This window comes from Novosphingobium sp. Leaf2, from assembly GCF_001421325.1.
GTDB lineage: Bacteria > Pseudomonadota > Alphaproteobacteria > Sphingomonadales > Sphingomonadaceae > Novosphingobium.
On record NZ_LMJY01000001.1, the window covers coordinates 29258 to 49468 of the forward strand.

The window sequence follows — 20211 nt, forward strand, 5'->3', positions numbered from 1 at the left end:
AACAGCGGCGAGTCGGACGAAGGCGACATGGACACGATGCACGGCGAGCTTTCCGGCCACGACGACCAGCGATCAGCCGATGCGGCGATGGACGCCGGCCCGTTAGACGCCGCATCCCTGGGCAATGACGAGCGGCGCATGCAGGTGCGCGCCTATAATTTCTGGGCCGGGCTGCTGGGAGACAACGCGTTCCCTGACATCGCCGCGCTCGACCCTGCCGCCTTGCCCGATTTCGGCCCTCGCAGCGTACTGCTCGATTTCGCTGAGGGCATCGAAAACCCGCGTATCGGCTGGCTGGGCGATATGCTGGCAGCGGAATGCGGCGCTAAGGATGGGATGCGCCTGCAGGATGTGCCCAGCCGGTCGCTGCTCTCGCGCATCACCGATCACTACATGCAGATCCTGGCCAACGAGGCGCCGATCGGCTTCGAGGCCGAGTTCACAAACCATCAGGGCGTCGCCATCCTGTACCGGGGCATCCTGCTGCCCTTTTCACGCACGCAAGGGTCCAGCGGCGCCCGCATCGACTTCATTTACGGCGTGATCAACTGGAAGGAACGCGCGACCGATGCCGCCGTGCCGGCAGCGCTTCAAAGCGACACGCCGGCGCTGATGCGCGTGCCGGAGATGCTCAACGAATGGGCCGATGGGCCGGCTGATTTCGCCACCGGGGATTTTGGTGTGACGGCGGACCTGCCTTACACGCCTGTCGAGATCCCCCGGCCTGGCTTTGCGCAAGATGCGGAACCCACCGCTTTCGCTGACGATGCGATGGGCGTGGCTGACTGGCTGGCCTCGGCGCGCGAGCTGGCGCAGCTTGCCAGCCACAGCGAGGAGCGCTCGCACCAGGCGCTGTATGACGCGATCGGGCGGGCATACGATTGCGCGCTGGCCGCGCAGGACGCACCGGATGATTTCGCCGCTCTGGTCAGCGACGCGGGCCTCAAGACGCAAAGCCGCGCGCCCCTGATCCCGCTGGTGAAGCTGGTTTTCGGCGCAACGTACGACAAGACCCGGCTGACGGAGTTCGCCACCGCGATCGCCCATGCCCAGCGGCTAGGGCTGGAAAACGGCGCGCTGGGTGGCCATCTGGCAAACACGCCCGGTGGCCTCAAGGCGGTGGTGCGCGAGGAGCGCCGGCTTCGCAGGACGGATGATCCGGCCAAGAACTCAATGGGCGTGCGCGATAAGTTGGTCCACGACTTGCGTGGTCTGCCGGCAGCCCCGCTGGCGGAAACGGCCACTACCGGCGCGGAGTTCACCGTACTGGTCGCGCGCCGCACTGCGGACGGCCAGGTCCTGCTGGTGGGCGAGGTGGCGGACGACGATGCGCTGCTTGTCCGCGCCGCGCGCCGCCTGCTCGGCTGATCGCTCACGCGGCGCCAGCGTGCAATCGCGGGTTGATCCCCGGCCCCGGTCCCGGCATCAGGTGGATCCCGGCTTCATCCCCGGTTCAGCGGCCCACGCCACCTAGAGGATCGATGCCGAGCTTGCGACTACCCGCCCTGCTGGTCATGGTTCCCGTGCTGCTGGGCATGTCCACCGTCCCGGCCGCGGCGCAGTCCATCCTGCGCGATGCGGAAACCGAGGCGCTGTTGCATGACATGGCCGCGCCGCTGGCCAAAGGCGCCGGGCTGCAGCCCGGTAACGTCGATATCGTGCTGGTTAACGATCACACGGTGAACGCGTTCGTCGCCGGCGGCCAGGCCGTTTACGTCAATTCCGGGCTGATCGACGAGGCGGATACCGCGTCCCAGGTGCAAGGCGTGATCGCGCATGAGCTGGGCCACGTGACCGGCGGGCATGTCGTGCTCAACATGGGCGGCAAAAGCGCCACCAACATCTCGCTGCTTTCCCTGCTGCTGGGCGCCGCCGCCGCTGCTGCCGGCGGGGCGGAAGCGGCGATGGGCGTGGTGATGGCCGGCCAGCAGGCCGCGATGGGCAGTTATCTGGCCTACACCCGCTCGCAGGAAGCCTCTGCCGACGCGGCGGGCGCGCAGTACCTGTCTGCAGCCGGGATCAGCGGGCGCGGCTCGCTCGACTTTTTCAAGAAGCTGCAGAACATGGAGTTTCGCTATGGCTATCGGCCGCAGGACGGGGACCAGTTCTATTCCAGCCATCCGCTGACCGGCGATCGCATCGCGACGTTGCAAGATACGTATGAAAAAGACCCTGCCTGGAACAAGCCGGACGATGCGAAGCTGCAACAGCGGTTCGTGCGGGCCAAGGCCAAGCTCTACGGGTTTCTGGCCGACCCCGCGCAAGTCATGCGTCGCTACCCCGTCACCGACACGTCCGTGCCCGCCCGCTATGCCCGGGCCTATGCCTATCACCGCCAGTCGCTGTTTGCGCAGGCGCGGGCGGAAACCGAGGCGCTGATCGCCACTGACCCGCGCGATCCCTACTTTCTCGAACTGGACGGGCAGATCCTGCTCGAAGCCGGCAAACCCGCCGAAGCGCTGGGCCCCTTGCGGCAGGCGACCGCGCTTTCGGGCAACACGCCGCTGATCGCCACGCTGTTCGGCCACGCGCTGATCGCTACCGAGGACCCCGCCAATTTCCGCGAGGCGCAGGAGGTGCTGAAAAACGCGGTTGCGCGCGATCGCGAAAACCCGTTCGCCTGGTATCAGCTGGGCGTGATTTATGCGGCCAACGGCGACATGCCGCGCGCCTATCTGGCCAGCGCCGAGCAGCAGATCCTGTCCGGCCGCGCCGAGGAAGCCTTGCGCAGCGCGCAGGCCGCCGAAGCAGGGCTGACGGCCAACACGCCGGACTGGCTGCGCGCGCAGGACATCGAAATGCAGGCCCGCGCCCAGCTGGAACGCGGCAAGAAACGGCGCTGAAGGCGCCGGCACCACCCTCCCACCCGATCATATACGGATAGCAAACCAGACCATGGGCAACCCCGCCAAGTTCGCACTCATCGCCGTCGCCGGCCTCGCCGTGGTTGGCGTGGGGGGCTGGTATGGCGCCCGCGCCGCCATCGAGCATGTGGTGCACGACTATATCCTCAGCCATCCCGAGATCCTGCCCGAAGCGATGGAGAACCTGCAGCGCCGCCAGGCCACCCAGGCGCTTGCCGGTATCCGCTCCACCGTGGAAACGCCGTTTCCCGGCGCGGTGCTGGGCAATCCCAACGGCAAGGTCACGCTGGTGGAATTCAGCGACTATGCCTGCGGGTATTGCCGCCAGAGCCTGCCCGACGTCGCCAACCTGATCGCGAAGAACCCGGACCTGCGAATCATCGTTCGCGAATTGCCGATCATCAGCCCGCACAGCCCGGACGCCGCGCGCATGGCACTGGCTGCCGCCGAGCAGGGCAAATATGCGCAGTTCCACGATGCGATGTATGCCGCCGGCCAGGTGGATGACGCCGCGATCGCCGCCGCCGCCGCCAAGGCCGGCCTCGACCTGACGCGGGCGCGGCGCGTGGCCTCCAGCGCCACGGTTGCCCAGGAAATCGGGCGCAATCTGGAAATCGCGCAGCGGCTTGGCTTTTCCGGCACGCCCAGCTGGATCGTGGGCGACCGGCTGATACCCGGCGCCGTGGGCTTCGACCAGCTTTCCGCCGCCATCAGCGCCGCGCGCGGATCGTGAGCCGCCATGTTGTGCCCCGCCGATTTTGCAATGCCGGCCAAGTGGACTAAGTTGAGCCGATGAGCGTCCTGCCCATCCAGCCCATCCCGTTCTTCGCCGACAAGGACCGCGCCTTCTGGCGCCTCCAATTCGTAGGGTGGGGCGGCGCGTTCATCCTGCGCTCGATGTCGTTCCTGGCAAACGACCTGCCGCTCAGTTCGCTGGTGCAGGTGCTGATCGCCACGATCACCGGCTTTTCCATATCGCTGGTGCTGTCGGTCATCTACCGCGCGCTGATCAAGCGGCGCACCCTCGTTACCTGGGGGCTGACGGTGCTGGTCCTGCCGCTGGCGGTGGGCCTGCACGCCTTCATTGACGCGTGGGTGATTTCGCTGTGGCGGATCGACAATACCACCAGCTTCGCCCAGCTGTTCGTAGGCGTGTTCTACCTGGACGCAACGCTGCTGGGTGCGTGGACCGCGTTGTATTTCATGGTCAACTTCTACCTGCAGGTGGAAGAACAGAATGATCAACTGATCCGGCTGGAAAACCAGGCCACCAGCGCACAACTGGCGATGCTGCGCTATCAGCTCAACCCGCATTTCCTGTTCAACACGCTCAATTCCATCTCCACTCTGGTGCTGCTCAAGCAGACCGAGCCCGCCAACGCCATGCTCAGCCGCCTGTCGTCGTTCCTGCGCTATACGCTGGTCAACAAGCCTTCGGCGCGGGTCACGGTGGCGCAGGAGGTGGAGACGCTGCAGCTGTATCTCGACATCGAACGCATGCGATTCGAAGAGCGGCTGCGCACCACTTTCAACATCGATCCCGCCACCGAAAGCGGGCTGTTGCCATCGCTGCTACTGCAGCCGCTGGTGGAAAATGCGATCAAGTATGCCGTCAGCCAGCAGGAGGCCGGGGCGGAGATCACGGTGGCCACGCAACTCGTCGGGCCGATGCTTCGCATCACCGTCTCGGATACCGGGCCGGGCTTGCAAAGTCCCACGACCGACAACAGGCTGTCGGGCATGACCTACGATGGAGGGGAGCCGGTTTCCACCGGAGTGGGATTATCGAACATCCGCGATCGCTTGTCGCAGGCGTATGGCGAGAATCACCGCTTCGAAACCGTGGAGCCGCCGGAGGGCGGTTTCGCGGTCGTGATCGAGCTTCCTTTCGACCGCTGGGAAACCACCGAGGATATGCCAGATGCCGCGCGCCAACCGGCTTTCATGGCGCGATGAAACAAATTTGGCCCTTGCGCGTTAGCCGGGCCGGAGAAATTGAAACATGACAATTCGCACGATCCTTGTCGACGACGAGAAACTCGCCATCCAAGGCCTGCAACTTCGGCTCGAAAAATACCCCGATGTCGAGATTATCGATACCTGCGCGAACGGGCGCGAAGCGATCCGCAAGATCAAGACCGAAAAGCCCGATCTCGTTTTCCTCGACATCCAGATGCCCGGTTTTGACGGTTTTTCCGTCGTAAAGGGCGTGATGGAGATCGAGCCTCCGCTGTTCGTGTTCGTCACCGCGTATCAGGAACACGCCGTTCGCGCGTTTGAAGCCAACGCGGTAAATTACCTGATGAAGCCGGTGGAAGAGAGCAAGCTGGACGATACCCTGGCCCGCGTACGCCAGCGGCTTTCGGAAAAGCGTTCGTCCGAAGAAGCGGAAAAGCTCAAGACGGTGCTGGCCGAAGTGGCGCCCGATGCGGTCGATCACATGCCTGAGGAAACCGATCCCAATTCGGACCGCTACGAAAAGCTGATCAACATCAAGGATCGCGGCCAGATCTTCCGCATTGACGTCGATTCGATCGAACATATTGAGGCGGCGGGCGATTACATGTGCATCCGCACTGCCGACAATTCGCTAATCCTGCGCGAAACCATGAAGGATCTGGAACGCCGCCTTGATCCACGCGTGTTCCAGCGCGTGCACCGCTCCACCATCGTCAACCTCAACCAGGTCCGCCAGGTGAAGCCGCATACCAACGGCGAATGCTTCCTGGTGCTTGATTCGGGCGCGCAGGTCAAAGTCAGCCGCTCGTATCGCGATGTGATCGCCCGCTTCGTCCATTGATCTGGTAACCCGCGCCACTACGCACGGCTCGACTTTATCGCCCGATCGCGCGAAAGACGCCGCCATGACTTTTGCGATCCCCAACTTCGATCTGTCCGCGTTCGTGGCCGCCACCCTGGCCGAAGACCTTGGCACCGGCCTGCCGGGCGGCGGGCGTGACGTCACCAGCGAAAGCGTGATCGCATCGGACACGCGCTTTGCGGGCGTGATGGACACCCGCGATGCGATCACCGTTGCCGGCCTGCCCATCGCTGCGGCGTTCTTCCGCGCGCTGGACCCGGCGATGGAAATCGCAATCCTGGTCGATGAAGGCGCGCAGGTGCCCGGCGGGACGCTGCTCATGCGCATGGCGGGCAATGCGCGGGCACTGCTGACGGCGGAGCGCAGCGCCCTCAACACGGTGCAGCACCTGTCCGGCATCGCCACGCTGACCCGCCGCTATGTCGATGCGATGAACGGGCACGCGACCCTCCTCGATACGCGCAAAACCATCCCCGGCCTGCGTCATCTGGAAAAATACGCAACCCGCACCGGCGGCGCACAGAACCACCGCATGGGCCTGTGGGATGCAGCGATGATCAAGGACAACCACGTGCTGGTGGCCGGCGGCGTTGGCCCCGCCGTGGCCCGCGCGCGGGATGCCGGCGTCGCCCAGATCATCTGCGAGGTTGACCGGCTGGACCAGATCGAACCCGCGATCGCGGCTGGCGCCCATCACCTGCTGCTGGACAACATGGGCCCAGACCTGCTGCGCGAGGCGGTGGCGCTGGTGGCCGGGCGCGTGCCTACCGAGGCATCCGGCGGCGTCAACCTCGACACCATCGGCGCAATCGCGGCCAGCGGCGTTACCTATGTGTCCGTCGGCCGCCTGACCCAGTCTGCGCCCGCGGCCGACATCGGGCTGGACTTCACGCCGCTGTGAAACCCGCGTACGCCCTGGCGGCGACGCTTATCCTCCTGCCGCTGCCGGCGCTGGGACAGGCCTACCAGTGCGCGCCGCCCCACAACCTTCGTCCAGTGCGCCCGGTGACGCCGGACGGCCCGGTGCGGCGCGCTGCGGTGGCCGGGTACACGCTGGCGGCCAGCTGGTCGCCCGAGTATTGCAAAACCAGCGGCGACACGCGCGCGATGCAGTGCGCGGGCACCAACGGACGCTTCGGGTTCGTGCTGCACGGCCTGTGGCCGGAAGCCGCCGCCGGCTCCTCCCCGCAATGGTGCGCCAGTGCCGGCGTGCCCGCGCCGCAGGTGCTGCGTGACCATCTGTGCATGACCCCCTCGCCCGGCCTACTGGCGCATGAGTGGGCACGCCACGGCACCTGCATGGCCGCAACGCCGCAACAGTATTTCAAAGTCAGCGCGATCCTGTGGCGCTCCGTCCACTGGCCGGACGCCGATCGCCTCTCTCGCAAGAAAGACCTGACCGCCGGCGACCTGCGCAGCGAATTTCTCGCTGCCAATCCCGGCTGGCCCCGCGCCGCAGTAGGGTTGGAGACCAGCCGCACCGGCTGGTTGCGCGAAATGCATTTGTGTTACCGCAAGGACTTCCGACCCGGCCCATGCCGCGCCGGGCAATACGGGCCGGCAGACGCCACCCTGCTGCGGATCTGGCGCGGGCTGTAAAGGCCGGTCTTGTGCCGGTTATCGCCGCGCCTGAAAGAACGCGCGCAGCAGCGCCGCCGCTTCCCCGGCACCGATCCCGGCGTACACCTCCGGCCGGTGGAGGCATTGCGGATGATCGAACACCCGCGCCCCATGCTCCACCGCCCCGCCCTTCTCATCGGACGCGGCATAATAGAGCCGCGCAATCCGTGCGTGGGCGATGGCGCCAGCACACATCGCGCAAGGCTCCAACGTGACCCACAATTCGCATCCCTCCAGCCGTTCGCTGCCCAGCGCCTGCGCGGCCGCGCGAATCGCCTCGATTTCGGCGTGGCTGGTGGGATCGTGTCGTTCGCGCGGGCGGTTGCGTCCCGTGGCCAGGACCTGGCCATCGCGCACCACCACCGCGCCGATCGGCACTTCGCCAGCAGCAGCCGCCTGGCAGGCTTGCGCCAGGGCAAGCGCCATGTAGGGGGGAAGCGGCCAGCGGGTCATGCACCCTCGCTACCTTGCGAAAAACCCCAGCGCAACTTGACCTTGGCTGAGGGACTCGGTAAGGGCGCGCCTTCCCGTTAACACGGCACAGCAATTTTCGAGCGAGAAAGAACATGTCCCGCATCTGCGAACTGACCGGCAAGGGCCGCCAGGTTGGCTGCAACGTCAGCCACGCCAACAACAAGACCAAGCGCGTGTTCCTGCCCAACCTGCAGAACGTAACGCTCCTGTCCGACGGTCTGGAGCGCAGCTTCAAGTTCCGCGTATCGACCCACGGCCTGCGCTCGGTCGAGCACAACGGCGGGCTGGACAACTGGCTTCTTAAGGCAACTGATTCCAAGCTCAGCGCGCGCGCCTTGAAGGTGAAGCGCGATCTGAAGAAGAAGCAGGCCGCCTGATCGATCGTCTCTTTCGGGAGGCGTGATCACAACCGCTTTAAAAGCGCGCAAGCCTTGGGCTTTGCGCGCTTTTTCGCGTGATGCCCGACCACTTGGGCCAATCACTGGCGTCGCTCACTTGGGCCAAGGCAGCTGGGCGGGATCGACGGACAGCTTCCACAGCAATGTCCGCTGCAGCGTGCGCATGTGGTTGTCGTCCGACATGATCCACACCGTCAGCCGCCCGTCTTTTGCCGGCACCGCCGTGATTGCCTCGAAATTGTCGACCGGCAGAATTGACGCCAGTGAGGCGAGCGGGGTCGAATGCCAGACCGCGCCGGGACGGATCCGGGCGGTATCGGCGATCACGATGCGCCCGGCGAATCGCATTGGATACGGCCACAGCAACCGGCGCATCAGGATAAGCGCCCGCCCGTCCGGCAGCACCGTCATGTCCACCACCGAAAAATTGTCAGGTCCGTCGAATCGGAATGGCGCAGCATCGGGGTGCTGCACCGGATCACCGGAAAACAGCAATGCATCGTGCAGGCGCGCTTCCGACCAGCCGGGCGTCACTTCGCGAATCACCACGAAGCGCCCGTCAGGCAGCCGCGCCATCGCTTCCGCGCCAGTGTTGGTATCCCACGCCGCCATGCCGCGCGGCGCCACCCGCCCGGTTTCCCGAAACGCGCGGGAAAACCGCACGATGGTGTTGCTGCCTTCCAGCCCGAACCAGTAGCGACCAGACACCGGATCGCGGGTGGACGATTCCACGTCCTTGTCCACTTTGCCGCGCGCCCGTTCCCGCAGCGGCAGCGGCCATACGGCGCCTGGGCGCGGCGGTTCGCCAGGCGGCGCGAAGGACAGCACATCGCCCGAATCGCTGAAAGCCAGCAGCTGGCGGCCACCCTCCATCGGCACGAGCGACGAATAGCCGAAGAAGCGCACGTTGTTGGAACGCATCACCCACGCGCCTTCCAAGCGGAACGGCCCGAGGTATCGCGCCATCGTGGCGCGATCGGGCAGCCGCTCGGGCGCGATCGTGAAATGCGGATCGTCTGCTTCGTGTTCTTCCACCACCGGCCCGCGTCCCCAAGTCAGCCACAGCAGGGCGGGACCGGCGATCAGAAGGCAAATGCGGTGGCGCAGGAACATGGCTGGGGCGGATAGGGCAATCGGGCGCGAAGGCAACCGGCGGGACGCTGCCGCCAGCCGTTACGTCATCGGCCCGGTGAACAGCAGCGGATCGAGCCGGGCGTCGTGCCACTTGATCGACCAGTGCAGGTGCGGCCCCGTAGCGCGTCCGGTCATGCCGATGCGCCCGATGACCTGGCCCTGCTTCACATGCTCACCCTGCCGCACGAGAATTTGCGAGCAGTGCAGAAAGGCGCTGTTTAGGCCCATGCCGTGGTCCAGCATCAGCAGGTTACCCTCTAGCGTGAACGGTGCCTGCGCCGCCAGGATCACCACGCCATCGGCCGGCGCCACGAATACGGTGCCGGCGCCGCCGGCCAGGTCCAGCCCGGAATGATAAGCCGCCGGCTCACCGCGATAGACGCGCTGCGAACCAAAGCGGCCGGAAATGCGGGCCTTTACCGGAAAGATGAAGTGCTGCCGCCAGCCTTGCGCATCGGTAACCAGAGTACGTGCCGCGTCGATCCGGGCGAGTTCGGGGCGGCGCAGCGCCATGAACGCTTCGCTCGGCCCGCCGGGGGTGCGTGCGATGTTGACGTTTTCGATCTGCCAGGCACGCGGCGATACGGAAATGCGCTGCTCGCCGATCGCGCCGTTGCGGTAGGAAACCCGCAGCACTGCCTGGGGGCCGGCATCCCGGTCAAACGCGGCGAACCAGCTGCCATCGCTGGTCACCGGCAGCGCAGTGCCATTGATCGACAGCGTCTGCGCGCCTGCCGGCAACACGCCCCGGATCCAGCCACCTTGCGTCAATTCACCGGTGAAACTGAGTGATACCGGCGAGGCGGGGGTCGATGGGGCGGTCTTGGCCCCATAAGACGCGGCGCGCAGAGCAACCAGCGGAACCAAGGCTGCAGCGCAAACAGCAGCCACCAGCAGGGGCCGCGACAACGTTTTCATGGCGCGAATTTCAGGCCTGGCCGAGCAAGCGCCGCGTAGCGATTTCGGCGCTGGCGTAAGGCTCCTGCCGATCGGCGCTCCAATAGCGCAAGGCTTCCAGCGGAATTTTCTCACCCGTAACCGCACAGGCCACGTAATGGCCGGGCGCAAGCACCCGAAAGCCATTGGGGCCGTAAGCAAGCTTGGCGGGGCGGTCTGCGGAAGACATCAACATGACGTGATCTCTAGCAGACCCTTAGCGGCTGAACAAATCGTCTTGTCCCGGCATGGCGGGCGCTGGCCGCACCGGCTTGCGCACGGGCGCCGAGCCGGGCCCCTCCCCCACGACGACTGCCAGTTCGCCATCGCGAAATTCGATCGTCAGGGCAGGCTCGCACGCGGCGGCGGCGCGGGTGGTCAGCGCCGCGCCGCCAGCGGTTTTCACCAGCGCGTACCCGCGCTGCAATGGCAGGCGGGGGTTCAACTGCGTGAGCACCCGGTCCCACGGCGCGAAACCGTGCCGCGCGCGGTCCAGCCGCTGGCTCAGCACGCGCGGCGTCAGGCCCGCCCGCGCCAGATCGCGCGCGCCGGCCTGCACGCGGTGGCGCAGCAGCGGCAGGGACAAGCTGCCCGCCACCTGCTGCAACTGCCGCTCCTTGCGCCGCGCTTCGTCCCGCAGCGCACGGCGCAGTCGTTCGGACAAATCGTCCAGCTTTTGCGTTCCCGCCGCCAGCATCGCTTCGGGCCGGGGCAGTCGCTGGACGCGCGCCTCCAGCCGCTCACGCCCCAGCGCCACCGGACGCAGCGCGCAGCGGCGCTTGCGCAAGGCCAGTTCTTCCAGCTGAAGCGTCAGATCGGCGCGCACCGGCACGGCCATTTCGGCTGCCGCCGTGGGTGTCGGCGCGCGGCGGTCAGCGGCATAATCGCATAAGGTGGTGTCGGTTTCGTGGCCCACCGCCGAAATGACCGGGATGGTCGATTCGGCCACGGCGCGCACCACGGCTTCTTCGTTGAAGCCCCACAAGTCCTCGATCGAGCCGCCGCCGCGCGCCACGATCACCAGATCGGGGCGCGGCACCGGGCCACCGGCCTGCAGCGCCGAAAAACCGCGCACGGCATTGGCCACCTGCTGTGCGCTGCCTTCGCCCTGCACCAGCACCGGCCACACCAGCACATGGGTGGGAAACCGGTCCGCCAGCCGGTGCAGGATGTCGCGGATGACAGCGCCGGTGGGCGAGGTGACGACGCCGATCACGCGCGGCAGGAACGGCAGCGCCCGCTTGCGCTCAGGCGCGAACAGCCCTTCGGCGGCCAGTCTTGCGCGCAGTTTTTCCAGCAGCGCCAGCAGCGCGCCTTCGCCGGCGATCTCCATCGTCTCGATGACGATCTGGTATTTGGAGCGGCCGGGGTATGTCGTCAGCTTGCCGGTGGCGATCACCTCCACGCCGTCTTCTGGGCGGAAGGCCAGACGCTGCGCGCCGCCTTTCCACATCACCCCGTCGATCACCGCCTTGTCGTCCTTAAGCGCGCAATACAGGTGCCCGGACGCCGCCCGCTTCACCCCGGACAGTTCGCCGCGCAGCCGCACGAAGCCGAAGCGATCCTCCACCGTGCGCTTGAGCAGGTTCGAAATCTCGCTGATGGAAAGCGGCGCGGCGTTGTCCCCGGCGGTCTCCTTCGCTACCAGCCCTCCGGAACGATTGGCCCCGGAACCGTTGGCAGCGTCATCGTCTTGGAAGAAATGGTCGGAAGGCACGGGAAATGAACATCCTGCTACTGGGCTCTGGCGGGCGCGAACATGCGCTGGCCTGGAAGCTGGCGCAATCCCCGCGCTGCGATACCCTGTGGGCCGCCCCCGGCAACCCCGGCATCGCCCAAGTGGCCACGCTGGCCGCGCTGGACATCACCGACCATGCCGCCGTTCTGGCGTTTTGCGAAGCGAACGTGATCGGCCTGATCGTGATCGGCCCCGAAGCGCCGCTGGTGGATGGCCTTTCCGATTCGCTGCGCGGGCAAGGCTTCGCCGTATTCGGCCCCAGCAAGGCGGCGGCGCAGCTGGAAGGCTCGAAGGGGTTCACCAAGGACTTGTGCGCGCGCGCGGGCATCCCAACCGGCGGGTACGAGCGGGTGACCAGCGAGGCTGCCGCCCTTGCGGCGCTGGAAAAGTTCGGCGCACCCGTGGTCATCAAGGCTGACGGGCTTGCGGCGGGCAAGGGCGTCACCGTCGCCATGACGATCGCCGAGGCGCAAGATGCCGTGCGCGATATCTTCGCCGGGCGCTTTGGCCAAGCCGGCGCGGAAGCGGTGATCGAGGAATTTCTGGAGGGCGAGGAAGCCAGTTTCTTCGCGCTGACCGATGGCTCCACCGTGGTGCCGTTCGCCTCCGCGCAGGATCACAAGCGCGTGGGCGATGGCGATACCGGGCCCAACACCGGCGGCATGGGCGCCTACAGCCCGGCAAAGGTACTGACGCCCGCGTTGCAGGCGCAGGCGATGACCCGGATCATCGTGCCCACCGTGCGGGCGATGACGAACGAAGGCATGCCGTATTCCGGCGTCCTGTTCCTGGGCCTGATGCTGACCGCCAAAGGCCCCGAACTGATCGAATACAACTGCCGCTTCGGTGATCCGGAATGCCAGGCCATGCTGATGCGGCTCGAATCCGATCTGGTCGAATTGCTGCACGCCTGCGCCGAAAACCGCCTTGCCGCGATCGATCCACCGCGCTTTTCCGATGATGTGGCGCTGACGGTGGTGATGGCCGCCAACGGCTATCCCGGCACGCCGGAAACAGGCGGCGCGATCTCGGGGATCGACGTGGCGGAAGCGCTGGGCGCCAAGGTGTTCCACGCCGGCACCGCGCGTCAGGGCGATACCCTTGTCGCCAGCGGCGGACGGGTGCTTGCCGTCACCGCGCGCGGCGCCAGCGTGAGCGAGGCGCAGGCGACGGCGTATGCCGCGGTCGATGCGATAGACTTTCCGACCGGCTTCTGCCGCCGCGACATCGGCTGGCGCGAAGTGGCCCGCGAACATGCTTGAGCGCGCAGACCCGATCCTGAAGCTGTGCCTTGCGCTGGCCGTGCTGCTGGCCGGGGCTGGTATCGGCTATTACTACGGCATTTACCTCCCCACGCAGGACGTGCGCCGCCAGCGGCTGGAGATGACCGCGAAGCAGGACCGGGAGGCGCAGCAGGCGCTGGCGCTGGCCCGGCGGGTGCAGCGCGAACAGGCCGCGCAGGCCGACTATGCGCAGTGCATGGGGCTGGCCGAAAGCGGGTATCGACAGCGCTGGACGCAGGCCTGCCAGTCCATGCACGATGCCGACCAGTCCGCGTTCGAGGATTGCGCCGACGACCTGTTCAGCACCCGCAGCGGCTGCCTTGCCAAGCACCCGATCCGGCCTGCGCAGGACTGCGCGCTGCCCGCTCAGGCCGCACGGTCGCTATCGGATGCGCGGGATCAGCGCCGGGCGCAGTGCACGGCGCAGCTGGAAACGGCACAACGGGCGCGTTCGTAAACCGGCATCCCAACGCAAAAAGGCCGGACTTTCGCCCGGCCCCTTGTCTGCGATCAAGCCGTCAGCGGGTCAGGTGCCCACGGAGGTCTGCGCATCGCGTCCGTCGCCTTCGGGGGCGGACAGGATCGCGCGGGTAATCGGGCCCTTCGCGACCGTATAGGTGCCCGGATCACCCACCTTGGAGCGGATGGCGGGTTCTGCGGGGCCGGCCAGATCCAGCGTGGACTTTTCGATGTCGCTGCGGGCCTGCGGGCCACCGAACAGCGCATCGAGCGTCTGCTGCTGCAGCGAATCGTCGGTGGGGCGGGGCTGGCCTTCCTTGGGCGGGGCGAGCGAGAAATCTGGCGGCACGACCAGCGGGGTCTGGCGCTGGACCGCGAATTCGTCCGGGCGACCGCGGTTGAACAGCCCGGTGCTGCCGCAAGCGGACAGCATGACGGCGCCGGTCGCGACGAGGATGAGGGCACCGGTTTTCTTCATGCGCATCAATTCAACTCGCATTCTTTTGAGACTTGGGGTCGGCCTGCGCCGCTGCATCGGGCTTTTCGCGCGAAAGCAGGGAACGGGCAAGGATAATCAGGACGCCGATGGTGATCGCCGCATCGGCCAGATTGAAGATCAGGAACGGACGCCATTGTCCAAAGTGCAGATCGGCGTAATCGATCACGTAGCCCACGTTGAACCGATCGCAGATATTCCCCGCCGCGCCGCCCAGCACCAGGCCCAACGCCGCGATTTCCGGCAGCTTGCGTTCGCGCAGCAGCCAGATGAAGACGAATGCGGCAATCGCCGCCGTCATCGCCACCAGCGCCCACCGCCCTTCCGGCGAGCCTGCAGTGAACAGGCCCAGCGATACGCCGAAGTTGCGCGTCCACGTGAAGTTGAAGAACGGGGTCACGTAAACCTGGCCCATATGCTCCAGCAACAACCCGTGCACGACCCAAGTCTTGAGTGCCTGGTCGATCACCAGGATCGCCAGCGCGACGACAAGGCCGATCCCGCGCTTGGCCCACGGATTGCTCACGCGGCGACCTCCACCACGTCTTCGCAGCGCGCGCACAGATCGCCGTCTTCCTTCACCTCGGGCAAGTGGCGCCAGCAGCGGCCGCACTTGTGATCCGGGCTGGGCGACACGCTGACCTGATCGCCCGCGCCGCGCGTAACCTGAGCGGTGATGAACAGTTCGGCCAGGTCCGCTTCGGGAGCAGACGCCGGCACGGTGACTTGCGCGGCAAGGCTGGAACCCACGATCTTGTCCCGGCGCAGCGGCTCGATCGCTTCGGTCACCTGCTGGCGAAGGCTGCGCAACGCGGCCCAGCGATCAAAGTCCGCCTCGGCCACCGGCACTTCGGGCCATTCGAGCAAGTGCACGCTGTCCGCATCGGGATAGCGGCTGGCCCAGGTTTCTTCGGCAGTGAACACGATCACTGGCGCGGCGTAGCGGATCAGCGCGTGGAACAACGTATCCAGCACGGTGCGATACGCGCGGCGCTTGGTGTCCGTGGGCGCATCGCAATAGAGGCAGTCCTTGCGGATATCGAAGAAGAACGCCGACAAGTCCTCGTTGCAGAATTCCAGCAACGCCCGCACGTAGGTGTTGAAATCGAACGCATCGATGGCGGTGCGCAAGGTGGCGTCCAGCTTGCCCAGCAGCGCCAGCACATAGCGTTCCAGCTCGGGCATCTGGTCCACCGGCAACCGCTCCGCTTCGTCGAACCCGTCGAGCGCGCCCAGCAGGTAGCGCAAGGTGTTGCGCAGCTTGCGATACTGGTCGGCCACGCCTTTCAGGATTTCATCACCGATGCGGTGATCCTCGGTGAAGTCAACCGAGAGCGCCCACAGCCGGATGATGTCCGCGCCGTTGGTTTCCATGACCTTCAATGGGCTGATCGTGTTGCCGAGCGACTTCGACATCTTGAAGCCCTTGGCATCCATCGTGAAGCCGTGGGTAAGCACCGCCTTGTAGGGCGCATGGCCGCGCGTGGCGCAGCTTTCCAGCAGCGAAGACTGGAACCAGCCGCGATGCTGGTCCGACCCTTCGAGATACAGGTCCGCCGTGGGGCCGGTGTAGCCTTCGGGCCGCAGCAGATCGGGCCAGCGACCTGATTCGAGCACGAAAGCATGCGTGGAGCCCGAATCGAACCACACGTCCAGAATGTCGGCCACGCGCTCGTAATCCTGCGCGTCGTAGTCCCGCCCGAGCAGGCCTTGCGCGGCATCATCGCTCCACGCATCCACGCCGCGTTCCAGGATCGCCGCGCGGATGCGGTCGTTCACCGCCTCGTCGACGAGGTATTCGCCCGTCTTGCGATGGACGAACAGTGTGATCGGCACGCCCCACGCGCGCTGGCGGGAAAGCACCCAGTCGGGCCGCCCTTCCACCATCGCGCCAATGCGGTTGCGGCCCTTGTCCGGCACGAAGCGGGTATCCGCGATGGCGCCGAGCGCGGCCTGCCGCAGCGTAGGCGCGGCGCACGCGGCTTCCTCGGCTGGGTTCACCGCCCCGCCCTCGCCTTCCCAGCGGTTCTCGCCGCGCGTCTTGGGGGAGATGTGCGTCATCGCCGTGTCCATCGGCACGAACCACTGCGGGGTGCAGCGATAGATCACTTTGGCCTTGGACCGCCACGAGTGCGGGTAGCTGTGTTTGTAGTCCGCAGACGCCGCCAGCAGCGCGCCGGCTTCGCGCAAGGCGGTGCAGATCGGGCCGTCGGGCGCGTTGAACTTGGGGTTGATGACCGAGCCCTGGCCACCCAGCCACGGCCAGTCCTCACGGTACTTGCCGTCGGCCTCGACCACGAACTTGGGGTTGATGCCGTGGGCCTTGCACAACTCGAAGTCGTCCTCACCATGATCGGGCGCCATGTGGACAAGGCCGGTGCCGCTGTCGGTGGTGACGAAATCACCCGGCAACAGCGGGCGTGGCGCGGCGAAGAAGCCGCCAAGTTTGTGCATCGGGTGGCGCGCGATGGTGCCTTCGAGGTCGGAGCCTTTGAAGGTACGCCACGCGAACTCTGAACCGCCAAAAATGCCAGCGGCTGGAGAACTTGTTCCTGTCACAACCCGATTAGTGCGGCTTGCAAATTCTTCAGCAAGCTTGGCTGCGACGATGAACCGTTCATCACCGAAGTGAACAACCGTATAATCAACCTCCGGCCCATAAGCTAAAGCTTGATTCACTGGGATCGTCCACGGTGTCGTCGTCCAGATCACCGCATACGCGCCCTTCAACTCGGGCACTTTGGGCGATTCCGTGATCTCGAACGCCACGTCGATCTGGGTCGAGGTGATGTCCTCGTACTCCACCTCCGCTTCGGCCAGTGCGGTCTTTTCCACCGGGCTCCACATTACCGGCTTGGCGCCGCGATAGAGCATTCCGTTCTGCGCGAACTTGAGCAGTTCGCCCACGATGGTGGCTTCCGCCTGGAAGTCCATCGTCAGGTACGGGTTGTCCCAGTCTCCGTTCACGCCAAGGCGCTTCAACTGCTCACGCTGGACGTTCACCCAGTTGGCGGCATAGGCGCGGCATTCGGCGCGGAATTCCTCTGCGGGAACCTCGTCCTTGTTCTTCTTTTTCTTGCGGTATTCTTCCTCGACCTTCCACTCGATGGGCAGGCCGTGGCAGTCCCAGCCGGGCACATACGGCGCGTCCTTGCCCAGCAGGGTCTGGGTGCGCACCACCATGTCCTTCAGGATGTGGTTGAGCGCATGGCCGATGTGCATATCGCCGTTGGCGTAGGGCGGGCCGTCATGCAGGATGAACTTTTCGCGACCGCGGCGCGCATCGCGGGTCTTTTCGTAAATCTTTTCCGCCTGCCAGCGTGCCAGAATGCCCGGCTCCTTCTGGGGGAGGCCCGCCTTCATGGGGAAATCGGTCTTCGGCAGGAAGACGGTGCTACGATAGTCCGGAGACTGCGGGCGCTGCTGTTCGGTCATGACGGCACGCGCACTAGAGCAAATGGCGAAGCGTTGGAAGTGCGCGCGATAGCGCGGCGGCGCCCGCTTACAGCGCGGCGAGCAGTTCGCGGGCGCGTACGCAATCGGCGTCCATCTGCGTGATCAGCGCATCGAGCGAATCGAACTTGGCTTCCGGGCGCAGGAAGTGGTGGAACGTAACCTCGATCTCCTGGCCGTACAGGTCGCCGGTAAAGTCGAAGAAATGCGGCTCCAACAGTTCCTTGGGCGGATCGAAGGTGGGGCGGATGCCCATGTTGGCCGCGCCCTGCAGCACCCGTCCATCCGGCATCCGGCCAGTGACCGCATAGATGCCGTACAGCGGGCGCAGGTAGGAACCCATGTCCAGATTGGCGGTGGGATAGCCGATGGTGCGGCCCACCTTGTCACCATGCTGCACCCGGCCGCGAATCGCGAAAGGCCGGGTCATCAGCCGCGCCGCCGTTTCGCAATCGCCGGTTTTCAGCGCCTGCCGGATGCGGCTGGAGGAGATCGTGCCTTCATCGTCGCTCACCGGGCCCACCGTGCGCGCTTCAAGGCCATGCGCCGCGCCGATCGCGGACAGGATCTGGGAATTGCCGCCGCGCGCGCGCCCGAAGGTGAAATCCTCACCCGTCACCACGCCCACCGCGCCCATGTGCTGCACCAGCATGCGCTCCACCCACTGCGGCGCGGGCATCGCGGCCATCGCGCTATCGAAGTGGAGCACCAGCATCGCATCGGCACCGGCGGCGGCGAACAGTTCCTGCCGCTGGTCCAGCGTGGTGAGCCGGAACGGTGCGGCGTCCGGCTTGAAGTGGCGGATCGGATGCGGATCGAAGGTCGCGACGATGGCGGGCCGCCCCTGTGCCCGCGCCCAAGCGATAGCCTCGCCCACCACGGCCTGATGGCCCCGGTGAAAACCGTCGAAGTTGCCCAGCGCCAGCACGGCGCCGCGCAGCGAATCGGGAATAGGCAGGCGGTTGTCGAGGCGAATCATCGGTGCGGCGGCTATAGGGCGCGCACGAGCGTGACGAAAGCATGCGCCGGAAAGGGCCCTTGCGCGCCATGGTCCTCGCGCGCCACTTCATGCCAGCCCGGTCCCAGCGGCGGCATGAGCGTATCGCCTTCGTAATCGCCAGCGATTTCGGTCAGCTCCACGCGATGCGCCAGCGGCAGGAACAGCGCGTTGACTTGCGCGCCGCCGATCACCGCAATCTCCCCGCCGCCTGCCAGCGCCAGCGCCTGATCCACGTTATGCGCCACTTCGGCACCGGGCACCTGCCAGCCGGCATCGCGGGTCAGCACGATATGGCGGCGGCCGGGCAGCGGCGCGGGAAAGCTTTCGAAGGTCTTGCGGCCCATCACCATCGGCTTACCCATGGTGAGCGCCTTGAACCGCTTGAGGTCGGCGGGCAGCCGCCAAGGCAGTGCGCCGTCACGCCCGATCACGCCATTGGCCGCGCGCGCATAGATCAGGAAAATGTCCTGCGCCATCAGTCCAGCACAAGCCGGGTCACGTGGCCCATCTTGCGCCCCGGTCGGGCGGCGGCCTTGCCATACAGGTGCAGGTGGTTGGCCGGGTCCGCCAGGATCGCCTGCCAGTCATGCACGTCATCGCCGATGAGGTTGCGCATCACCACGCCCTTGGCGGCAAGCCGGGTATCGCCCAGCGGCAGGCCGCAGATCGCGCGCACGTGGTTCTCGAACTGGCTGGTGATCGCCCCCTCGATCGTCCAGTGGCCCGAATTGTGGACGCGCGGGGCCATTTCGTTGAACACGGGCCCGTGCGCCGTGGCGAAAAACTCCAGCGTCAGCACGCCGACATAGTCCAGCGCCGCCGCCACTTTGCCGGCCAGATCGCGGGCGGCGGACACTTGCGCCTGCAGATCGGCGGGGGCGGGCAGCGTGCTGGTATCCAGAATGCCGTTTTCATGCACGTTATGGGCGGAATCGAAAAAGCGGATGTCCCCGTCCGCGCCGCGGCACAGGATCACGGAAAACTCGGCGAAGAAATCTACGAAGCCTTCGTAGATCAGCGCCGTGGCCGGCAGGTGCAGCGTGGCGGCATCGCCGGGCGTCATGATCCGCCACTGGCCCTTGCCGTCATACCCGTCGCGCCGGGTCTTGAGGATGCCGGGCGCGCCGATCGCGGCCACGGCGGCGGCAAGGTCTGCGGGCGTATCCACCGGCATGAAAGGCGCCGGGGTGCCGCCCAGCTCTGCCACGAAGCGCTTTTCGACCAGCCGGTCCTGCGCGGTTTCCAGCGCGCGGGCATGCGCCAGCAGCGGCGTATCCCCCAGTGCGGCGAGCGGGGCCACTGGCACGTTCTCGAACTCGTAGGTTACCACTGCGCAGTCGGCAGCGAACGCGGCCATCGCAGCGGCATCGTCCCACGCGGCGCACGTGAACTGGGCGCACACATCGGCGGCGATCGCATCGGCTTCCGGCGCGTAGACATGGCAGCGATAGCCCAGCTGCGCCGCCGCCATCGCGATCATCCGGCCCAGCTGCCCGCCGCCCAGGATGCCGATCGTCTCACCCGGAGCGATCATG

The 20211-nt window shown here is 66.3% G+C and carries 21 protein-coding genes; 10 read left to right on the forward strand and 11 right to left on the reverse strand.

Annotated elements, in window-relative coordinates; genetic code table 11:
• Positions 1-27 precede the first annotated feature (27 nt).
• From ASE49_RS00145 to ASE49_RS00175, 7 genes are all read left to right on the forward strand, one after another.
• Positions 28-1368: a hypothetical protein gene (locus ASE49_RS00145; protein WP_056768600.1), complete on the forward strand. Its 1341-nt coding sequence runs from the start codon at positions 28-30 to the stop codon at positions 1366-1368.
• 113 nt (positions 1369-1481) lie between these two features.
• Positions 1482-2843, forward strand: coding sequence for a M48 family metalloprotease (locus tag ASE49_RS00150; protein ID WP_056767206.1), 1362 nt, complete (start codon positions 1482-1484; stop codon positions 2841-2843).
• Positions 2844-2895: 52 nt separating this feature from the next.
• Positions 2896-3597, forward strand: coding sequence for a DsbA family protein (locus ASE49_RS00155; protein WP_056767209.1), 702 nt, complete (start codon positions 2896-2898; stop codon positions 3595-3597).
• Positions 3598-3656: 59 nt separating this feature from the next.
• Positions 3657-4820 (forward strand): sensor histidine kinase, encoded by a 1164-nt coding sequence (locus ASE49_RS00160; protein ID WP_056767211.1) that lies wholly within the window; start codon positions 3657-3659, stop codon positions 4818-4820.
• 46 nt (positions 4821-4866) lie between these two features.
• Entirely contained in the window at positions 4867-5664 is a 798-nt protein-coding gene (locus tag ASE49_RS00165) for a LytR/AlgR family response regulator transcription factor (RefSeq protein ID WP_056767214.1), read from the forward strand.
• A gap of 64 nt (positions 5665-5728) precedes the next feature.
• Positions 5729-6586, forward strand: a complete 858-nt coding sequence (nadC, locus tag ASE49_RS00170; RefSeq protein ID WP_056767216.1) for a carboxylating nicotinate-nucleotide diphosphorylase — start codon at positions 5729-5731, stop codon at positions 6584-6586.
• A complete protein-coding gene (locus ASE49_RS00175) occupies positions 6583-7284 on the forward strand; it encodes a ribonuclease T2 family protein (protein ID WP_056767219.1) in 702 nt (233 codons plus the stop codon). Before nadC ends, ASE49_RS00175 begins: the two co-directional genes overlap by 4 nt.
• Positions 7285-7302: 18 nt before the next feature.
• Here ASE49_RS00175 and ASE49_RS00180 read toward each other — a convergent pair whose 3' ends face one another.
• Entirely contained in the window at positions 7303-7758 is a 456-nt protein-coding gene (locus tag ASE49_RS00180; protein ID WP_056767222.1) for a nucleoside deaminase, read from the reverse strand.
• A gap of 113 nt (positions 7759-7871) precedes the next feature.
• On the opposite strand from ASE49_RS00180, the gene rpmB reads away from it, so the two are divergent.
• Entirely contained in the window at positions 7872-8156 is a 285-nt protein-coding gene (gene rpmB / locus ASE49_RS00185) for a 50S ribosomal protein L28 (protein WP_056767224.1), read from the forward strand.
• A 114-nt stretch (positions 8157-8270) separates the two neighbouring features.
• Here rpmB and ASE49_RS00190 read toward each other — a convergent pair whose 3' ends face one another.
• From ASE49_RS00190 to xseA, 4 genes are read right to left on the reverse strand one after another with little or no spacing between them, the layout of a single operon-like run.
• Positions 8271-9290, reverse strand: a complete 1020-nt coding sequence (locus ASE49_RS00190) for an esterase-like activity of phytase family protein (protein ID WP_156369997.1) — start codon at positions 9288-9290, stop codon at positions 8271-8273.
• A 60-nt stretch (positions 9291-9350) separates the two neighbouring features.
• Complete coding sequence (locus tag ASE49_RS00195) at positions 9351-10229, reverse strand: M23 family metallopeptidase (protein WP_056767227.1); 879 nt, start codon at positions 10227-10229, stop codon at positions 9351-9353.
• A gap of 10 nt (positions 10230-10239) precedes the next feature.
• Positions 10240-10443 carry a DUF2093 domain-containing protein gene (locus tag ASE49_RS00200; protein WP_056767229.1) on the reverse strand — a complete coding sequence of 68 codons (204 nt, stop codon included), beginning with the start codon at positions 10441-10443 and terminating at the stop codon, positions 10240-10242.
• A gap of 21 nt (positions 10444-10464) precedes the next feature.
• Positions 10465-11964, reverse strand: coding sequence for an exodeoxyribonuclease VII large subunit (gene xseA, locus ASE49_RS00205; RefSeq protein WP_056767233.1), 1500 nt, complete (start codon positions 11962-11964; stop codon positions 10465-10467).
• A 5-nt stretch (positions 11965-11969) separates the two neighbouring features.
• On the opposite strand from xseA, the gene purD reads away from it, so the two are divergent.
• Positions 11970-13247: a phosphoribosylamine--glycine ligase gene (gene purD, locus ASE49_RS00210; RefSeq protein WP_056767235.1), complete on the forward strand. Its 1278-nt coding sequence runs from the start codon at positions 11970-11972 to the stop codon at positions 13245-13247.
• Positions 13240-13725, forward strand: coding sequence for a hypothetical protein (locus ASE49_RS00215; protein ID WP_056767238.1), 486 nt, complete (start codon positions 13240-13242; stop codon positions 13723-13725). The genes purD and ASE49_RS00215 overlap by 8 nt, the downstream gene beginning before the upstream one ends.
• A 69-nt stretch (positions 13726-13794) precedes the next feature.
• On the opposite strand, the gene ASE49_RS00220 is transcribed toward ASE49_RS00215, so the two are convergent.
• From ASE49_RS00220 to ASE49_RS00245, 6 genes are all read right to left on the reverse strand, one after another.
• Complete coding sequence (locus ASE49_RS00220; RefSeq protein ID WP_056767241.1) at positions 13795-14211, reverse strand: DUF3035 domain-containing protein; 417 nt, start codon at positions 14209-14211, stop codon at positions 13795-13797.
• 4 nt (positions 14212-14215) lie between these two features.
• Complete coding sequence (gene lspA / locus ASE49_RS00225; protein ID WP_056767244.1) at positions 14216-14749, reverse strand: signal peptidase II; 534 nt, start codon at positions 14747-14749, stop codon at positions 14216-14218.
• Positions 14746-17658: an isoleucine--tRNA ligase gene (ileS, locus tag ASE49_RS00230; RefSeq protein WP_056767247.1), complete on the reverse strand. Its 2913-nt coding sequence runs from the start codon at positions 17656-17658 to the stop codon at positions 14746-14748. The genes lspA and ileS overlap by 4 nt, the downstream gene beginning before the upstream one ends.
• Before the next feature lie 67 nt (positions 17659-17725).
• Positions 17726-18655: a bifunctional riboflavin kinase/FAD synthetase gene (locus ASE49_RS00235; protein WP_056767250.1), complete on the reverse strand. Its 930-nt coding sequence runs from the start codon at positions 18653-18655 to the stop codon at positions 17726-17728.
• A gap of 11 nt (positions 18656-18666) precedes the next feature.
• On the reverse strand, positions 18667-19152 hold the full coding sequence (locus ASE49_RS00240; RefSeq protein WP_056767254.1) for a dihydrofolate reductase: 486 nt from the start codon (positions 19150-19152) through the stop codon (positions 18667-18669).
• Positions 19152-20210, reverse strand: a complete 1059-nt coding sequence (locus ASE49_RS00245) for a 5-(carboxyamino)imidazole ribonucleotide synthase (RefSeq protein WP_056767256.1) — start codon at positions 20208-20210, stop codon at positions 19152-19154. Before ASE49_RS00245 ends, ASE49_RS00240 begins: the two co-directional genes overlap by 1 nt.
• Position 20211: the final 1 nt, after the last annotated feature.